This is a genomic window from Psychrobacillus sp. L4 (genome assembly GCF_042944905.1).
Taxonomy (GTDB): domain Bacteria; phylum Bacillota; class Bacilli; order Bacillales_A; family Planococcaceae; genus Psychrobacillus.
The window spans coordinates 754,396-774,213 of sequence record NZ_CP168496.1 but is presented as its reverse complement, the minus strand read 5'-3'; the positions used below and the strand labels follow the sequence as shown (position 1 = coordinate 774,213).

Genomic DNA, 19,818 nt, shown 5'->3' with positions numbered 1-19,818 from the left:
CTTTCTCTACTCTCTATTAGTTGTAGAGTTTTGTCAGCATTTTATCAAAAATGAAAAGAAATCAGTTAACTTTTAGAAAATCTCCTATTATTAAAGGATTTCCAACGATCACTTCAATTGTCAATTCATTTTTTCCGTATTTAACAGTGATTGTTGTAGTTCCTTCTGCTTTTGCTCTTACTAAACCGTTACTTACAGAGGCTACTTTACTATCTGCTACTGTATATTTGGCAGCGGTTGTAACATCTCTTTCGGTTGTTGTTCCATCTGCCATTGTTGTTACTTCTTTCATAGTCAGTTGTATTTCTTTTCCTGGTTTCATCTCAAGTTTTTTCTGGTTTACGGACAATGTCACAACTGGTGCTTTAACGTTCACATTGACAGTTACTTCATTCTTACCGTATTTAACAGTGATTGTGGTGCTGCCTTCTGCTTTTGCTCTTACTAAGCCATTCGTTAAGGAAGCCACTTTACCATCTGCTACTTTATACGTTGCAGCGGTTGTAACATCTCTTTCGGTTGTTTTTCCATCTGCCGTTGTTGTTACTTCTTTCATGGTCAGTTGTACTTCATTTCCTGGTTCCAAATCAAGTTGCGTTTGGTTAGCAATCAGTGTCACTTGTGGTTCTGTAACTGTTACATTGACAGTTAATTCATTTTTACCGTGTTTAACGGTAATTTTTGTACTTCCTACCGCTTTTGCTCTTATTAAACCATCTGTTACAGATGCCACTTTACTATTTTCTACTGTATAAGTAGCGGCTTTTGTCACATTTTTTTCTGTTGTTTTTCCATCCACTGAGATGGTTAATTCTTTAACCGTCAGTTGTGATTCTTTTCCTGGTTCTAAATCAATTTGTGTTTTATTTACAGATAGTGTCACTACTGGTTCTGCAACCATCACCTTGACAGTCAACTCATTTTTACCGTATTTAACAGTGACTGTTGTACTGCCTACAGCTTCTGCTCTTACGATACCAGTACTACTTACGGAAGCCACTTTGCTATCTGCTACTGTATACGTTGCAAAATTTGTTACATCTACCTCTTTTGTTTTACCGTCTGCCGTTGTAGTTACTTGTTTAATCGTTAGTTTTGATTCTTTCTCTGGTTCAAGCACAATGTCTGTTTTGTTTGTAGTTAGAGTTACTTGTGGTTCTGTAACCTTCACATTTACAGTTAATTCATTTTTACCGTATTTAACGGTGATTGTTGTACTTCCTGCAGCTTTTGCTATGACTAAACCACTTTTTACAGAAGCCACTTTTTCATCTGCTACTACATACGTTGCAAATTTTGTAACGTCTGTCTGTTTTTCTTTTCCATCTGCTCCTGTTGTTACTTCTTTAATCGTCAGTTGTGATTCTTTTCCTGGATCGAGAACAATGTCTGTTTTGTTTGTAGTAAGTGTCACACCAGGTTCAGTCACATTCACAGTTACTGTTAACTCATTTTTGCCATGTTTAACGGTGATAGTTGTTTTTCCTGCAGCTTTTGCAGTTACTAAACCATTCGTTACGGAAACCACTTTACCATCTGCTACTTTATACGTTGCAGCTTTTGTTACGTCTGTTTGTTTTGTTGTTCCATCTGCCGCTGTTATTACTTCTTTAATCGTCAGTTGTGCTTCTTTCCCTGGATCTAAATTAAGTTCTGTTTTGTTTGCAGTCAGTGTCACCACTGGTGCTTTAACCGCCACATTGACAGTTAACTCATTTTTACCATATTTAACGGTAATTGTTGTACTTCCTTCATTTTTTGCTGTTACTAAACCATTCGTTACGGATGCCACTTTACTATCCGCCACTTTATACGTAGCAGCTTTTGTTACGTCTTTTTGCGTTGTTTTTCCATCTGAAGTTGTTGTTACTTCTGTAATCGTTAGTTGCGCTTCTTTTCCAGGTTCCAAACCAATCTGTGTGTTATTCGCAGTCAGTGTCACACCTGGTACCACAACTACTGGATCTTTTACCGTCACATTTACCGTCACTTTATTGGCACCATGCGAAATAGTAATCGTAGTGGAGCCTTTTGCCACTGCAGTTACAAGTCCATTCGTAACTTTTGCAACTGATTCGTCTGCTACAACGTACGTAGCTGCTGCAGTTACGTCTTTGTTCGTAGCTTGCCCTGTTGTCGGTGTTGAAGTTTCTGTAACAGCAAGTTGAGCTGTTCCGCCAGTAGTTAAATCAAGTTTCGTTGGGTTTACAGAAAGTGTTACTACAGGTTCAGAGTAAGCTACTTCAAACGATTGCTCGGCTTTATTTCCAGCTGCATCATTTACATAGATTGTGACTATGTTTTCACCTAGTGTTAAGTTAGTAAGGTCGAGTGAGAACGTACCGTCTTGTTTGAGTGTCACTGGGCCTTCACCGATTTTTTCACCTTCTGCATTAACTACTTTGAACAGCACAGATAGTTTTTCATTTACATCAAATTTATATCCAATTGCTACAAGAGCCTTGATAAAATTAATGTAATCATCCACAATTGTTCCATTAAACTGATACTCAGGTTTAACAGTTTCATGTGATTTCGCTGTATCGATTGTTGCTGGTGTACTCTTCACGAATAATGGCTCTGGATCTGCATCGCCATACCAGGTACTACCACTAGTATTTGATGCATAAATGGCAAGCGAATAAGCTCCGTCAGCCATTTTTACAATATTACCATCACCATTTGTATATGTTCCATTAATCGGGTAAGAGAGTGGCCCACTTGTGAACGAACCTGCTTTATTGTAGATTGTTCCAATTTCATCTCCATGGTTTAGTAAGTCTGATAGTTCCACGGAAATTTCGCCATATCTGGTGGTCCCAGTCCCACCTAATACACCCGATATGGACGATGATTTTTTTGTACTTTCACTATTAAATGACAAATCATAGTCCGCTACTTTAACACTTGATACACCAACAGCTTTTATAGAATTTGGCGTGAATTCTGCTGCAAATGGCAATGAAATTTCTTTTCCATTTCCTTTAATATAAATGTAACCAAGAATTTCAGCTGCAGCGGTAACTGTTGTTTTTGGTGCATTCAATGTTACGTCAATCATTTCTGAGCCATTCAATTTGAATGTCGATTTATTAACCGTAACTGTCGCCCCAGTGAATGCTTTTGTAATTTGCACATCAACTGTATAGTCCCCGCCAAGTTTTGCAAAGTCCTCTACTCGAATTTGTTTTGTAACAGAAACGTCTTTTTCAGAGACCTCACTTAATTTCCCAAATCTTACTGTTCCTTTTTCATGTTCTATCACTTTTCTCTGAATTAAATTGCTATCCAGTGCGTATGCAAGAACGGTAGGGAATGCAGCTTCATAAGGTTGAACACGCCCAGGCCCTTGTGCAAAAACGTCATACGTAGTTGTATTTAACAGTTTTGCAGTATTTGATAAGGATACCTTTACATCGAATGGCGTCCAAGTTGGATTCGCTTGAAGCATTAGCGCACTAATAGCTGCAATATGTGGCGTCGCCATTGAAGTACCTGATTTCCTTCCAAATGCTCCGCTATAATCTGCTCCTGGTACGTCTTTTCCATACATAGGTATCGTGGACATTATACTCGTACCTGGTGCAACTACATCTGGTTTTATATCAAAATCTGGATTTGTAGGTCCACGTGAGCTAGAAGAACTTAACGTGTCTCCTCCAGTTACTGTATTCGTAAAATTGCTAAATGAAATCTTTCCTGGTTTTGAAGCAAGCGCAGTTCTTAGTAACGTTCCTTCTGGGAAGGACATATCAAATGTCGTAATAAAGGCAAATCCAGAACCCTGATTAGAATTTATCAATCCAGTACCTGCATTATTATGAATAATAACTGCAATTGCTCCAGCTTTTTTTGCAGCATCAATTTGTACAGGGAATGTTGGTGTCCCTCTTGAAACGAGTACAACTTTCCCTTTAACGTCGAGGCCTTGGTAATCTGCCGGTGCTCCAACATTTGGAACTGCAACAAGATCGTAATCACCAGTAAGTTGTTCACCCGGTTTGTCACCAAATTTATATGCCATAAAATTAAGTGTATATGATTTGTCATATGATTCTGCTTTTACTACTAGTGTTGCTCCTTTTTCCGTAATTGTAGGATTTGTAGAGTTCCCAACCGCAATACCAAGTGCTGCCGTTGCAGGACTTCCAATAGATCCACGAGCAGATCCAGAGTTCCCTGTAGCCACAGCCGCCACTGTTCCAGCTAACATCGCATTATTAATTGCGAATGCGTCAGCTGTAACTGAACTCATGGAAGGTCCACCTAGGGATAAATTAATAACATCCATTCCTTCTTCAACTGCTGCCTCAATTCCTCTAATAACCCACGAAGTATACCCACTTCCATATGCACCTAAAACGCGGTATACGTGTAATTCTACTTCTGGAGCAAGACCACTAATTCTATATTCATTTGCTCCAATCCCCGCAATTGTTCCTGATACGTGAGTACCGTGAGAAGTGGCAAATGTACTACCAGCTTGTGTGACTGGTGTATTTGGATTATTTGGATCCCGGTCCAATGGAGCTGTTTCATAAGGGTCATTGGCATCTCTAGGACGGGCATAGTCCCCTCCATCATGGGGTACAAAGTTTTTGCCGCCTTTATATACTCCAACAAATTCAGGGTGAGTGTAGTCAATTCCTGTGTCGACTACTCCAACTTTAACCCCTTTCCCTTTGAATCCTCTTGCCCATACTTTTTCAATACCTAAATGAGAAATACTTGTATTATTTGCCTCACCAATATTTCCGTTTACTGCATCAACATTTACACTTTCTTCTGTGTTATCAAGTGCATATCTTAATTCGTCTGGCTCTACTAAAGTGACACCTTGGATTTCAATAATTTTTTTCAAATCACTTGCTTTCACCTTAGCACCAAAACCATTCAGAACAGTATGGAAAGAGTAACCTTCTTTAATGGAAATATTTTTTAATTTCATTTCTTTTTCAACAAATACTTGTTGTGCATTTACTTTTCGCTCGGCAGATGATGCATCTGTTGCTGTGAATTTTTTTCCACTTAACTCTTTAATTCCTTTTTCAAGCGCTACTGGATTTTCAGATAAATGAATAATTACAGCTACTTCTTCTTCCCCCGTTAAATCTTGTAAATCTTCATGTAACGTGGCTTGTACATTTCTTAAAGCTAATTGTTCATTAATAGCTTTTTCTGCTTGTATTTTGCTTTCATTAGTAGCATTTTGACTATTTAGCTTGTCTCCAGTGTTTGCGAATACGTTCATTGGAGATAGCATCGTGAATACCATAATTAACGTCAAGAAAGCGCTAAAAAACTTATTAAGCTTTTTTTTCTTCAATTAGTTTCCCCCTATTGGCAATTTTAATGACAATCTTTAACGCTAGTGGAGATTTGAGTTTGTATTACATTGATAATTACAGATGCTTTAGATTCCGTCCTTTTTTTACAAATCACTAAGTTGAATGCAACAACACTTTCAATTGGAGATTCCTTAATCAATCGAATGCTGTACTGTACAATGTATATTTTATTAAATGCCGATATGATGTATCCTTAGTCAAACAATTGTTACAGGAGTGTTACAGGTGCCTGGCACCAGTAACACTCCTGTAATAAAAGATAACTTGAATACTTTTTTAGTACGAGTTTTATAGGTTTTCTAATGCAAAATACCAGTTTCTCAATGAATTCAGGATTGTTTTAGAATCTGGTACCTTTACTCAGTTGTTGAGCTTTGTCAGCACTTTATTAATGGGAATAGAAATCAGTTAACTTCTAAATATCCTACTATTAAAGGATTTCCAACGATCACTACAATTGTCACTTCCATTTTACCGTATTTAACGGTGATAGTTGTAGTTCCTTCTGCTTTTGCTCTTACTAAACCGTTACTTACAGAAGCTACTTTACTATCTGCAACTGTATATTTTGCAGCGGTTGTAACATCTCTTTCGGTTTTTGTTCCATTTGGCATTGTTGTTACTTCTTTCAAAGTAAGTTGTGCTTCTTTTCCTGGTTTCAACTCAAGTTTCATTTGGTCAGCAACTAATGTTACTACTGGTGCTGCAACAGTCACGTTTATAGTTAATTCATTTTTACCGTAATTAACAGTGATTGTTGTGCTTCCTTCAGCTTTTGCTTTTACTAAACCATTTGTGACAGAAGCTACTTTACCGTCTGCTACTTTATATTTTGCAGAAGTTGTAACGTCTTTTTCTGTTACTTTTCCATCCGCCGTTGTAGTTACTTCTTTTAATTTCAGCTGTGCTTCATTTCCTAGTTCTAGATTAAGTTGAGTTACGTTTGCTTCTAGTGTCACTACTGGTTCTGTAACGTTCACAGTGACAGTTAATTCATTCTTACCGTGTTTAACGGTAATTTTTGTACTTCCTACCGCTTTTGCTCTTATTAAACCATCCGTTACGGATGCCACTTTACTATTTTCTACTGTATACGTCGCTGCTTTTGTCACATTTTTTTCTGTTATTTTTCCATCCACTGATATCGTTTGTTCTTTAACTGTCAGTTGGAATTCTTTTGCAGGTTCTAAATCAATTTGTGTTTTGTTTACACTTAGTGTCACTACTGGTTCTGCAACCTGCACATTGACAGTCAATTCATTTTTCCCATATTTAACAGTGACTGTTGTGCTGCCTACTGCCTCTGCTCTTACGATACCTGTACTACTTACAGAAGCCACTTTGCTATCTGCTACTGTGTACGTTGCAAAATTTGTGACATCTGTTTGTTTTTCTTTTCCATCTGCTCCGATAGTTACTTGTTTAATCGTTAGTTTTGATTCTTTTTCTGGTTCAAGAACAATGTCTGTTTTGTTTGAAGTTAGAGTTACTTGCGGTTCTGTAACCTTCACATTAACTGTTAATTCATTTTTTCCGTATTTAACAGTGATTGTCGTACTTCCCCCTGCTTTTGCTATAACTAAACCATTTTTTACAGAAGCTACTTTTTCATCTGCAACAGTATATGTTGCAAATTGTGTTACGTTTGTCGATTTTGTTTTTCCATCTGCCCCTGTTGTTTCTTCTTTAATCGTCAATTGGGATTCTTTTCCTGGTTCAAGAACAATGTCTGTTTTGTTTGTAGTGAGTGTCACCCCTGGTTCGGTCACCTTCACATTTACTGTTAACTCATTTTTACCATGTTTAACCGTGATTGTTGTACTTCCTGCCGCTTTTGCTGTTACTACGCCCTCAGATACAGATACCACTTTACCATCTGCTACTTTATACGTTGCAGCTTTTGTTACGTCTGTCTGTTTTGTTGTTCCATCTGCTGCTGTTGTTACTTCTTTAATAACCAGTTTTGCTTCTTTTCCTGGATCTAAATTAAGTTCTGTTTTGTTTGCAGTCAGTGTCACCACTGGTGCTTTAACTGTCACATTTACAGTTAATTCATTTTTACCATATTTAACGGTAATTGTTGTACTTCCTTCATTTTTTGCTGTTACTAAACCATTCGTTACGGAAGCCACTTTACTATCCGCCACTTTATACGTAGCAGCTTTTGTCACGTCTTTTTGCGTTGTTTTTCCATCTGAAGTTGTTGTTACTTCTGTAATCGTCAGTTGCGCTTCTTTTCCAGGTTCTAAACCAATTTGTGTGTTGTTCGCAGTCAGTGTCACACCTGGTACCACTACTACAGGATCTTTCACTGTCACATTTACAGTCACTTTATTGGCACCATGAGAAATAGTAATCGTAGTGGAGCCTTTTGCCACTGCAGTTACAAGTCCGTTCGTAACTTTTGCAACTGATTCATCTGCTACAACGTACGTAGCTGCTGCAGTTACGTCTTTGTTCGTAGCTTGCCCTGTTGCTGGTGTGGAAGTTTCTGTAACAGCAAGTTGAGCTGTTACGCCAGTAGTCAAATCAAGCTCCGTTGGGTTTACAGAAAGTGTTACTACTGCTTCTGGTTCTTTCTTTTCATAAATTAATGCTTCTCCAAAATTGCCTGCCTCATCCGTAACTTTAACGGTTACAGAATTTGTCTCATCAGTTACAGGGAATGAGAATGATCCATCTTGTGCTAAATTGAATTTCACTGCTTCTTTTGCTACCCCATTTACAGTCGCAACATAAGAAGCGTGTAGTTTTACATTCAAATCATAATCCAAATCATAATTATATAATTCTTTATTGTAATCGATATATTTGTCGGACACTTGCCCTTTTGCAACTTTATCTTTCACAGAACCTGTAATTACTGGTTTTGTTGTTTTAACAATAATTGGTCCAACGTAGTCACCAATTGGTCCTGTAGTTGTCGTTGCAGAAAAGTCCAGCGTATATAAACCATCTGGAATCGTTGTTACAGGTGCACTGCCCCATGGTTTGTACGGCCCTTTTACTGGTAGCGTATATGAACCAGCCCGAAGTGAAGCAGCTGCATGTATATAGCCGATATATCCATCCCCGTATTCTCCACCGTTAGGATTCATAATATCCCAAATCTCAATATAGTTTGTTGCAACATTGCCGGTCAGCGTCCAGGAAAGAACAGCCTCATCTTTCACACCATCTCCATTAAAGGATAGGTCTGTTTCTGTTATTTTCATATCCTTAATTGCTATTGGAACTACGGTACTTAAGTCAGCTGCAAATGGCAATGAAATTTCGGATCCTCCACCGTTAATACGGATATATCCTAGTATTTCTGACCCTTTTGGAGCCGTAGCTTTTGAAGCAGTTAACGTAACATTTAACAGTTGTTCACCAGCCAACGTGAATGTCGGTTTGTCAACAGTCACTTTGGCATCACCAAATGTCTTGGTAACATCCACTGTCACATTATAATTTCCACCGTTACCCTTCAAATCTTTTACAAGGACTTGTTTCGTAACCGAAATATTTGCTGATAGTGGCTGTGGACCGAAAGTAACAGTTCCTTTTATGTTATCTACAACTGTACCTTTACTGTCTAAAACTGCCTTATCAATAGCATAAGCAAGTACACTTGGGTGAGCGGCCGCATATGCATCCACACGTCCAGCACCTTGAGCGAATACATCATATTTCGCTTTATCCAGAATTTTCGCTGTATTTGAAAGCGCTACTTTCACATCGAATGCATTCCAAGTTGGATTCGCTTGTTTGACAAGTGCCGCGATTCCTGCGATATGCGGTGTAGCCATCGACGTTCCCGTTTTACGATCATACGCTTCATCATAAACAGCATTTGGGAAATCCGCTTTGTACATTGGAATTGTTGACATAATATTTGTACCTGGTGCACTTACATCTGGTTTGATATCAAAGTTTGGAGTAGTTGGTCCACGTGAACTTGAATCGTTTACAACATCCCCAAGTGTTTTAGTAGAATTAAAATTACCAAACTTAACTTTTCCTGTTCCAGTTTTTAAAGCTGCACGAATTGCATCGCCATCTGTTTGAGACATATCATACGTTGGAATAAATGCAAATGAATCACCTAGGAAAGTTCCAGATGCATTCGGTGCATTCGTACCACCAGCAAAGTTATGGATAATCGTTGCTACTGCTCCATTGGCTCTTGCATACTCAATTTTATCGACAAATGCAATGCTTCCACGAGAAATCAGCGCAACTTTTCCTTTTACATCGAGTCCAACATAATCTTTTGCTTCTCCGTTTCCAGGAACTGCAACTACGTCAAATTCGCCTTGAAGTTGTGTTGCTAAATCTTTCCCAAAAGTCGTGCCCATCAATTGCAGTTGTTTAGTAAGATTATAAGCACCTACCGTAACTTTTACTTCTCCGTTGTACATAGTTTCTGGGTTAGTAGTGTTAGCAACTGCAATTCCTAAACGAGATGTAGCTGGAGGTGAAATTGTTCCACGATTAGGTCCATCGTTACCAGTTGCAAGTACACTAATTGTTCCCGCCATCATTGCGTTGTTAATCGCAAAGGCTCCTGCATCGGTTTCTGTGTTTGATCCTCCACCTAGAGATAAGTTGATAACATCCATCTTGTCTTTTACAGCTGTGTCAATTCCTTTTACGATACCAGAAGAAGACCCACTTCCATATGCTCCAAGTACTCGATAAGCGTAAAGGTCGACTTTAGGAGCAATCCCTTTAATGCCGTATTCGTTCGCGCCAATTGCTGCGATTGTACCTGCAACATGCGTGCCGTGAGAAGTATAGAACGCACTTCCTCTTTCATTAATCTCTGGAGTTCCTGCAGGACGTTCTACAGGAGAAGTTTCCGATGCATCATCATCCGCACGAGGTTTTGTATAGGCAGATGAGTTCGGGATAAAGTTCTTTCCACCTTTAAATATTCCCGCAAACTCTGGGTGATTTGCATCGATTCCTGTATCAAGTACTCCAACCTTAATACCTTGTCCTTGTATTCCTTCATTCCAAAGCTTTTCAATTCCTAGAAACGAAATACTTGTATTCATCTTTGCATCTATTTGCGCATCTTTACTTGGGTTAGTTGTATTCGTTGGTTTAGATTTTTTTGGTTCTTCCATTGCATAAACGATTGCATCAGGTTCCACTAGCGTAATCCCTGGAATTGTAAGTAGTTTCTTGAGGTCGTCCGCTTTTACAACGGCTGCAAAACCGTTCAAAACGGTATCAAATGTATACCCTTGTTTAATATTAATGTTTTTAAAATTTAATTCTTTTTTTACAGATGCTTGTTGTGCTAGTACTTTGGTTCTTACTTGATTCTCTTGTGAGACTGAGAACGTTTTTCCTTTTAATTCGTTTATTCCCTTTTCAAGGGCAACTGGTTTTTCAGATAAATGGATGATTACTGCAACTTCTTGATTGCCCGATAAATTTTGTAATTCTTTGTGTAGCTTTGGTCCACCATCCAACAAATCTAGTTGCTCAGCTATTGCTGCCTTTAACTGCATCGTACTTTCGTTCGGAATAGTTTGTTTGAATGGTTTCGTTCCTACATTTGCAGATGCAGTCATCGTCGGACCAATCAACGAGAATACCATAGCTAGTACCATTAAAGTACTAAATAACCTATTAACTAATTTTTTCTTCAATATGTTTCCCCCTTAGTACAGATAGTTTTGCATTATGAAACTATGAGTTTTTCCATACTAATTGCTAATATCGTTTTATTGGGACCGCATCCTTCCTATGAAATGGAGTAACTTATGCTTGATATGGTACTTTCCTAATGTATGTGCTGGTCAATATTTCTATGACGATTTGAAATAGAAGATATGTTTATTAATTTCTCTAGTAAACTATTTCTATAAAACTGTAAAGTAGTTCCTAATTCACTTATTAGACATTCTTCGCCGAATTCCAAAACAAGTAATTCTAATTAAAACATTTGTTATTATTTACTCTTTTAACTATTACATTTCATTACTCGCCTCCTATGAGTAGATATCATTTTTTATACTGCAAGAATTTCATATGGCGATTTACCGTGAATCGAGGTAATACCATGTACTCTACGTTAATATTTGAATCCTTTTTTATCAATAGTATTTATCCGACAATTCAGACTAATGTAATTACCAATGTGGGAATGCTGTCGAATTAGCAATGTTCCAAGTCTTTTTGTTTTTCAATATTCTTTTTTTCCCTATCAATTCAGCGCGTTAATTGTTGTGAATAAAAAAAAACGTCAAAAAAAGTAATTTTCAATTGGCGAAATTTTTTTATTGTCTTATTTTGAAACCTTCAATATTTAGACAAAATAATGTACCTTTTATTACACTATCTTCTAAATAATTCTTTTTTTCCTAACACAGGTATGCTATACATTTTGCGGGTGCCTGGTACACTACTTTGCCGAATATACCGTTTATTTACCTCATATGATTTTAGTAAAGAAAGAATAGCGGGTGCACTGTTCGAATTATGGGAACGTACATGTTACTGGGCAGTTTTGTGAAAATAAATTAGTAGCGACTCTTTTAGACTCGCAAAGCATGCTAACTAATGAAGTTACTTTAACAAGACGAGAAGTAGAACCTAATGTCCATATTCAGATTATGAAGCAGCGATTCCGTGTATACCGTACTTATTTTACGAAACAATTAAGAAAACCTTCACCGGCATATGAACGAGGCGAAACAGAATTATCAAGTGGCCAAGTTAGCATTATATTATTTATAGCACTTTTTACGATATCTTTGTTTTTACTTACAAAAAGTTTAAACTTATTCAATTCATTATGCTTTTCATCCTTTATTATAGAAGTATTTTTGCTAACATTAGTTTTAATTGGAATCGCTATCATTTCAATTTTTATAGCTAACTATGTTTTTGTACCACAGCACACATTTGATGAATTGTCGGCTTTTATGGTGGGCAATTAGCTCCGCTCCTTATTGGTGTAACTGTTTCCTTATTTTTTATATTTGGAAATTTGTATACGTATGGAAATGTTATTTTGACTGTATGCCTGATTTTCGGTATTTTTATTCTCCCACCTTATATAATTGTTTTTTTAATCATAAAGAAATACATTGATGTCGATCCTCTATATGGATTAATGCTATACATACTCTTTTTGGCCATTGTATTTAGCCTCTTTCTCATCGTTGTTGCCAATTCGCCGATAGTTGAATACTTACAAATCTTAAATTACTCCTTTTAATAAACCAAAAAGCTGCTCCGACAAATAAATTGCCGGAACAGCTTTTTTATCCAACTAGAAGATCGTCAGCATTGTGTCTAAATTTCGCGAAGCCTATGGTCCCCAGTTTATAAAGATATTACTGCATAAGCTGCTAGTTTTATTTACCCTCTTTCGGTTCAACGATTAGCACGACTGAATGTTCTATCTTCATACCATTGGCACTTTTGACTAGAAAAACTACCGTTCCAATAATCGCTTTTTCACCAGCTTTTGGTTGAACAATTAGTTTTCCATTAAGCATTCCTGCTGGCGAAGTCAAGATAGTTACTGTATATCCATCTTCGAGAAGAGCTGTTGCTCTTTTTAGCAAATTGTCACCTTCGACTAATACGCCGATTGCTTCTGCGGTCAGTTTTGATGCCTCTGCTTCTACGACTGCGAAATCTGCTAGTTCATTCTTTAGTTTTTCGAAGTTTGTTACTAATGCTTGCTGCGTTTCTGTCAAACTTTCATAAGCTGTTTTTGCAGCCTCGAGAGCTTCTTTATACTTAACAGCATTATTACTTTTTTGGATTCCTTCTATTAGTTTTATTACTTCTTGAGCTTTTTTCTTATCCTCTGCCGCGGCTTTTATTTTAGCTTCTTCAAGGGCTTTTTCTGCATTTGTTAATGCAGTAATCTTCACTAATGCTTTTTGAACGTCCGTCAATCCTTCATATGCTGCACGGGCTACTTGGATTTGGATTTCATGCTTTAATGTTACCTCTTTTGCTGTTGGTAGTGCGGCAATCAAAGATTTTACTGCGTCTACTGCTAATTTACTTGAATCATCTTTTGGTTCAACGATTAGCACGACTGAACGATCTATCTTCGTACCATTGGCACTTTTAACTTGAAACTCTACTGTTCCAATATTCGCTTTTTCACCAACTTTTGGTTGAACAATTAGTTTTCCATTAAGCATTCCTGCTGGCGAAGTCAAGATAGTTACTGTATATCCATCTTCGAGAAGAGCTGTTGCTCTTTTTAGCAAATTGTCACCTTCGACTAATACGCCGATTGCTTCTGCGGTCAGTTTTGATGCCTCTGCTTCTACGGCTGCGAAATCTGCTAGTTCATTCTTTAATTTTTCGAAGTTTGTTACTAATGCTTGCTGCGTTTCTGTCAAACTTTCATAAGCTGTTTTTGCAGCTTCGAGAGCTTCTTTATACTTACTATTATTTTTTTTGATTGCTTCTATTAATTTTATTACTTCTTGAGCTTTCGCCTTATCCTGTTTAGCTGCTTTTGTTTTCACTACTTCAAGGGCTTTCTCTGCATTTGTTAATGCAGTAATCTTCACTAATGCTTTTTGAACGTCCGTCAATCCTTCATATGCTGCACGGGCTGCTTGGATTTGAATTTCATGCTTTAATGTTACCTCTTTTGCTTTTGGAAGTGCGGCAATCAAAGATTTTACTGCTTCTACTGCTAATTTATTTGAATCATCTTTTGGTTCAACGGTTAGCACGACTGAACGTTCTATTTTCGTACCATTGGCACTTTTAACTTGAAACTCTACTGTTCCAATATTCGCTTTTTCACCAGCTTTTGGTTGAACAATTAGTTTTCCATTAAGCATTCCTGCTTGCGAAGTCAAGATAGTTACTGTATATCCATCTTCGAGGAGTGCTTTTGCTCTTTTTACCAAATTGTCACCTTCGACTAATACACCGATTGCTTCTGCGGTCAGTTTTGATGCCTCCGTTTCTACGGCTGCAAAATCTGCTAGTTCATTCTTTAGTTTTTCGAAGTTTGTTACTAATGCTTGCTGCGTTTCTGTCAAACTTTCATAAGCTGTTTTTGCAGCCTCGAGAGCTTGTTTATACTTAATAGCAGTATTACTTTTTTGGATTCCTTCTATTAATATTATTACTTCTTGAGCTTTCGCCTTATCTTTTACTGCGGTACTTATTTTAGCTTCCTCAAGGGCTTTCTCCGCAGTTATTAATGAAGTAATGTCCACCATTGCTTTTTGAACGTCTGTTAATCCTTCGTATGATGTACGGGCCTCTTTTATTTGTTCTTCATCTTCAACTGTTACATCAACTGCCGCTGGGAGGGATTCTATTAAATTTATCACTACTTTTGCTGCTTGTTCATTTACTACGCCTGCTTTAAAAGCTTTCTCCGCTTCCTTTAATCTAGTAATAACAGTATTATCCACCATTGCTTTTTGAACGGTTGTTAACTTGTCATATGCTGCTCGCGCTGCCTCGATTGCTACTCCATCACTAACACGCACATTTGATGGTATTGGAAGAGCATTTATCAATGCAATTACCGCTCTTGCGGCTGCTTTATTCGCAGCGGCTCTTTCATCGGCATTTGTATTGTTTTTATCCTTCTTACTACTTCCACTAGTTATCGGTGATGGATGGGGAGCTGGGGGAAATATGACTAGTCCAGCAGCCTTACTTACAATCTCAATTTCTTTTATTAGCTCCACAATCATAGGAAAGACTTTTGCTGTAGGTAAGTTCTCTAATAACGGTATTATAGTTTCTAATGTTTTACTCGCTTCTTCCTTTTTACCTAAAGCCATTAAGGTTTCGGCTTCTTTTACTTTCATATATATCGTTACAGGAACAATTAATTGATCTCGTTTCAAATTTGCTGGTTTTTTATACTGTTCTAATAGTAAATCCCTTGAAACTTTTCCTGTAAATCTGTAAAGAATATCTGTGCGGGTATTAAGTTGTACGGACAATTTATGATATGCTTGTTCAAGAGCCGGCCAATCTTGTTCAGATTCAGCTTGTTTTATCTCGGCCATAATAGGGTTCAGGTATTTATCAACATAATTGAATGCATCAATATAAGGAATGAGTCCTTTTGTTAATCTTTCATTATACAAAGTATCTAACTCTTTCAGTACTGCTTCCTTATTTGACAGTTCTGATTTTATTACCAAGCTTCTTGCATTTTGATAGTTTTCTTTCGCCAAGTTCAATACTCGATATAGTTCTTCACTTGAAACAATTCTTCTGTTCTCTGCCGGTTTTACATAGGCATATGCTGCGTTTTTCATGTCAATTTTTGCTCTATCAATCGTTTCTTGGATTGAATTATTAGCGAAACTAACATTTGAACTAGTTAGTAAAGATGTCGCAATCACTGCTGCTACAACTGACTTTTTCAACCTTTCCTTGTTCATGACACACCTCCAATGAAATAAATAACATGACTAAAGTATTACCATACTCACCTTACTTTATAACCAAGATTACCATTTATCAATGATATTAATTCGACAATTCACAACATTAAAATAATTAGTGTCAAAATATATCACTTATTATCTTTTTGGGGATTATTTAAATTGTAGGATTCCAAACTATCTATCCATTTTTTGTCGTAAACATTAATATTCTATCAATAAAGTCATTTCACCTTGACGAAATTTTGTCGTTTATTTTTTCCTGCCGTTTCATAAAGTGGGACCACATCCTCCCCTATTAAACTTTTTTTTAGTAGGAAAGAGTTCATCCTCCCACCCTTGCTTGCTCTAATTATTTTGTCAGAGCTGTATTAGAACCTGACAGGTCAAAATCAAGATAAAAGGCTTGTGAATCTTTGTATATATTAATTTTTAAGGGAATTTATTAAAGGAGAGAAGCGGTAAATCGCTCCTCTCCTTGCAATCTCTACCGTCTTGGTGGTTTTCAAAATTGTTACAGGTGCCTGGCACCTGTAACAATTCCTGTAATAATTCCGGAGTTTCAGTTAGGAGTTTATGACGTATTTGACTAGGCCTTTTGCATTTGCGTAAAGGGCTGCTTGGGTTCTGTCGGCTAGTCCTAGTTTTGCGAACACTTGGCTGACGTGTTTTTTCACTGTAAATTCGGTTATATAGAGCGTTTTTGAAATTTCCTTATTAGAATGTCCTTTGCCAAGTTCTATTAATATTTCTTTTTCTTTTGGCGTTAGTTGTTCAATATGTCCATCTTCTTCAAATGGTGATTTTGCATTCATGATTAAATCTAATACGGTCGGATCGTAGTATTTACGTCCTTTGTTTATCATTTGCAGAGCATGTAGTAACTCTTCTGGTAGAGCTTCTTTTAATAAATAGCCAGCTACGCCAATTTCTTTCGCTTGGTTAAAATCTTCTTCATTTGTGGAGGAAGTTAACACAACAAATTTGCATGTTATTCCTACACGAGAAGCCTCCATTATTAAATCTAATCCTGAGTCATCCCCTAAACGAAGATCTACTATCGCAATATCCGGTTTTACTGTTCGAAGAAGTTCTAATGCTTCTCTTCTATTCGTAGCTTCTCCAAGTACTTCCATTAACTCATCTAAAGAAAATAATGATCTTAGCCCTTTTCTAATTAATGGATGATCGTCAATAATAACTACCTTCATGAACTAAGCACCTCTTGTTTTTTTAGCATTTTATCATTTGGAATGTCTATTTGAATTTTTGTTCCTACTCCTTGTATCCCGTCTAGCACGAATGTTCCATTATATGAATTTACAATACTTCTTATGTTAAAAAGACCTATTCCCTTTTCCTGTTTGTCTTCCTGCTTATGCAGATTATATCCAATCCCATTGTCTTGCAATACAAGTAATGTTTTTTCCTCATGTAAAGATAACCTTATCTCCATCGCACTACATTCCCCGTGCCGAACTGCATTTCCACACGCCTCGCAAATGATTCGATAGAGCTCCGTTTTTAGTTTAGGAGGAATGAAAGACTCATCTCCCGTTATTTGATAGTTAATTTTCACATCATTTAGCTTGGCATATTCAACCAAATAATTTTTGACAAGTACTAAAAATGGCTTCTCTCCTTTTTTCACCGAACTGAGTCGGTAAATAGCTGCTCTTAGTTCTTTTATAGTCGAATTCGCGGTCTTTGATAGAAATTGATACTCCTTGCCCAACTCTTCTTTCGTAATATTCAGACTTTTTACTTGTAAACTATGCAATGAATAGACAATTCCAAATAGTTTCTGAGAAACACTGTCGTGTATTTCATTGGCGATACGATTTTGTTCCTCAATGATAATTAACTGATCCATCATTTGGTCCATGTGGATTCTCTCCAGCATGATTTCACTAAGCTCTGCTATAAATTCAAATGTGCGGTTTAGTAAGTAAGTATCTTTTACCTCACTGAAACTACTGACCTTGATCCCGACAACCCCTACATTTTTAGATGTTCTAATGATTTTCATCCAAAAGTATTCATTGTGAATCTTTTCCATAAACGATTCGTTATTTTGACTAATATGATGCCATTCTTTTTTAAGTTCCTCTTCCATGTTCAAAATGTTCGTTGTATTTGCTAGATAACTTTTCTGTTGATGAAGATCTATTAACCAAAAGAAAGCCGATTCTTTTTGGGTACATTTAATCAAAGAAGATATAATTTCTGTTGTTAACTTTTCTGGGTTTTTATTGGATGAAAAATTATCCATTAAGTGATAAAGGGACATGATATGTTCTAAAGTATCCGCATACATTTCATTTGCTTTTGAAAGCTTTTTATTTACAAGTAATAATTCCTCTTGCTGACTTTTTAGTATAGTTGCCTTCAAATCCATCCCTTTCATGAGACCTGAAAATAACATGACAAGAACGGCAGTTAGTAAACTGACTAGATAAACATAGGAGTTCTCTTGTAAAATGTGGAGTATATTGTTTGTATTAAATAAAGTATAGGATATGAATGTCGCACTACTTAAATAGAAAGTTAATACCCACCAACAGAAGGAAGGAGTTAGAAAACTTGCAGCTACCAATACAGGATTCAGCGCATACCATATAAATGGACTTGCAATACCACCTGTTGGAATGAGTAATAAAGTCAAACCAATCGTTTCAGTTAAAACAATCGTCTTTAATATTTTATTATTTTCTCTATTTCTTCGTTGTAAATCCGTTAAGATCCAAGCCGCTACACCAAGCGATACAACTAACCCTAATTTAAAAACTAATGACGATTGCGGTGGCCCTAATAAAAAAAAGCAAGAAGTTAATAGAAGAGAAATAGATCGATATATAAGCACCAGATGCGTTTTACTAGAAGGATTCTTACGTAGTAAAGAATAAAAGTGATTATTCCAGTGCATATGATGGATCACTCTCTGTTTCATCTTTACTATTTTTACTTCGACTTCTACTGCGACTTCGCGATAATTCCATTTCATTAATTTCATATTGATACATATAATCCCCATCTATGATGAAATACAACTTACTTTCATAGAAAAAAATAGGCAACTCTTTTGCATCTGCAATTTGGATAATAGCTTTAAATGAATTTAATCCCACGATCGATTTTTGACCAATTTCTACTTTATTGGACACTGGTATTAATCTATTTCCATACTTTTTATTAATTTTTTCCCCTTGAGATGGAACAATCCTTTTTCGATTAGCCACAAAGTCTTTATTCAAATAACTAATTAATACGGCAAAAAGAAGAACGAACACAGTACTCGTGATACGAACAGGAACTGGAGATGTATCAAATCCGAACAAACTAATTGTATTTGAACTAACTTTTGTAGATACAAATGGAATGGAAGAGGCAAATTCTTTCTCACTAGCTAATAAAATTTCATCATATGAAAGCTGGAAAATTAAGTGATCCTCCATTTGAATATTCTTCACAGTCCCATTATAACTAATTGTTCCTTGGACATTTGGAACAACTTCCATCGTATACTTATCAGATCTTACTCCTATTTCATCTTCTACTTTAGTAATAAAATTTTTAATCATTTCTAAATCAATTTTATAATTACCATTAATAATAGTCACTTCTGTCCCTGCTTTTTCAAATGTCTTCTTTTGTTCTAAAGGGAAAGATCTTTCCCAATACTCTCCCGCTTTTAGTAGTAAATTTACCTCATGGGACACATTTGCACTTACTGGCACCTCCGAATTTACAGTTGATAGAAGAGTAAAAGGTATCTCTTTTGTAATTTTCTTCATAATCGTGTTTCCTGCTTCCACTGTACCTCCATTTGGATATAGGATATTGGGTGTAAGTGTTGCCTTGTAATCATAGCTTGTTTGAATTTGCGACACATTTTCGTTTATTTGTTTCGTCTCGGAGGCTGTCATTGACCAAGAATATACAGAAATAATTGCTGACATAGTTAGTAATAGTAATAGGATGAAACTAATCTTCTTCTTATCTCGCTTTAGTAACTTTTCTACGACTTCTTTCAATTCTATCGCCCCTCTTTTTGTCGATTCATTGTTCAA

Annotated in this window: 7 protein-coding genes; 1 reads left to right on the top strand and 6 read right to left on the bottom strand. The window is 36.6% G+C overall.

Annotation, left to right across the window (positions count from 1 at the left end):
• Positions 1 to 61: 61 nt before the first annotated feature.
• Together ACEPXG_RS03705 and ACEPXG_RS03700 are read right to left on the bottom strand one after the other, a co-directional pair.
• Positions 62 to 5,326: a S8 family serine peptidase gene (locus ACEPXG_RS03705; RefSeq protein WP_391207637.1), complete on the bottom strand. Its 5,265-nt coding sequence runs from the start codon at positions 5,324 to 5,326 to the stop codon at positions 62 to 64.
• Positions 5,327 to 5,752: 426 nt separating this feature from the next.
• The gene (locus ACEPXG_RS03700) at positions 5,753 to 10,993 is read right to left on the bottom strand and encodes a S8 family serine peptidase (protein ID WP_391207634.1); all 5,241 of its coding nucleotides are present in this window, start codon (positions 10,991 to 10,993) and stop codon (positions 5,753 to 5,755) included.
• 816 nt (positions 10,994 to 11,809) lie between these two features.
• On the opposite strand from ACEPXG_RS03700, the gene ACEPXG_RS03695 reads away from it, so the two are divergent.
• Complete coding sequence (locus ACEPXG_RS03695; protein ID WP_391207632.1) at positions 11,810 to 12,286, top strand: hypothetical protein; 477 nt, start codon at positions 11,810 to 11,812, stop codon at positions 12,284 to 12,286.
• A 420-nt stretch (positions 12,287 to 12,706) separates the two neighbouring features.
• Here the strand turns inward: ACEPXG_RS03695 and ACEPXG_RS03690 are convergent, their stop codons facing one another.
• The 4 genes from ACEPXG_RS03690 to ACEPXG_RS03675 form a co-directional block, all read right to left on the bottom strand.
• The gene (locus tag ACEPXG_RS03690; protein WP_391207630.1) at positions 12,707 to 15,745 is read right to left on the bottom strand and encodes a hypothetical protein; all 3,039 of its coding nucleotides are present in this window, start codon (positions 15,743 to 15,745) and stop codon (positions 12,707 to 12,709) included.
• Positions 15,746 to 16,314: 569 nt separating this feature from the next.
• Entirely contained in the window at positions 16,315 to 16,959 is a 645-nt protein-coding gene (locus ACEPXG_RS03685) for a response regulator (protein ID WP_391207628.1), read from the bottom strand.
• A complete protein-coding gene (locus ACEPXG_RS03680; RefSeq protein ID WP_391207626.1) occupies positions 16,956 to 18,761 on the bottom strand; it encodes a sensor histidine kinase in 1,806 nt (601 codons plus the stop codon). Before ACEPXG_RS03680 ends, ACEPXG_RS03685 begins: the two co-directional genes overlap by 4 nt.
• The gene (locus tag ACEPXG_RS03675; protein WP_391207624.1) at positions 18,661 to 19,782 is read right to left on the bottom strand and encodes a DUF5305 family protein; all 1,122 of its coding nucleotides are present in this window, start codon (positions 19,780 to 19,782) and stop codon (positions 18,661 to 18,663) included. The genes ACEPXG_RS03680 and ACEPXG_RS03675 overlap by 101 nt, the downstream gene beginning before the upstream one ends.
• Positions 19,783 to 19,818: the final 36 nt, after the last annotated feature.

Coding starts and splice junctions, on each gene's coding strand:
- ACEPXG_RS03690 (WP_391207630.1), bottom strand. CDS start 15,745: ATGAACAAGGAAAGGTTGAAAAAGTCAGTTGTAGCAGCAGTGATTGCG.
- ACEPXG_RS03685 (WP_391207628.1), bottom strand. CDS start 16,959: ATGAAGGTAGTTATTATTGACGATCATCCATTAATTAGAAAAGGGCTA.
- ACEPXG_RS03680 (WP_391207626.1), bottom strand. CDS start 18,761: ATGAAATTAATGAAATGGAATTATCGCGAAGTCGCAGTAGAAGTCGAA.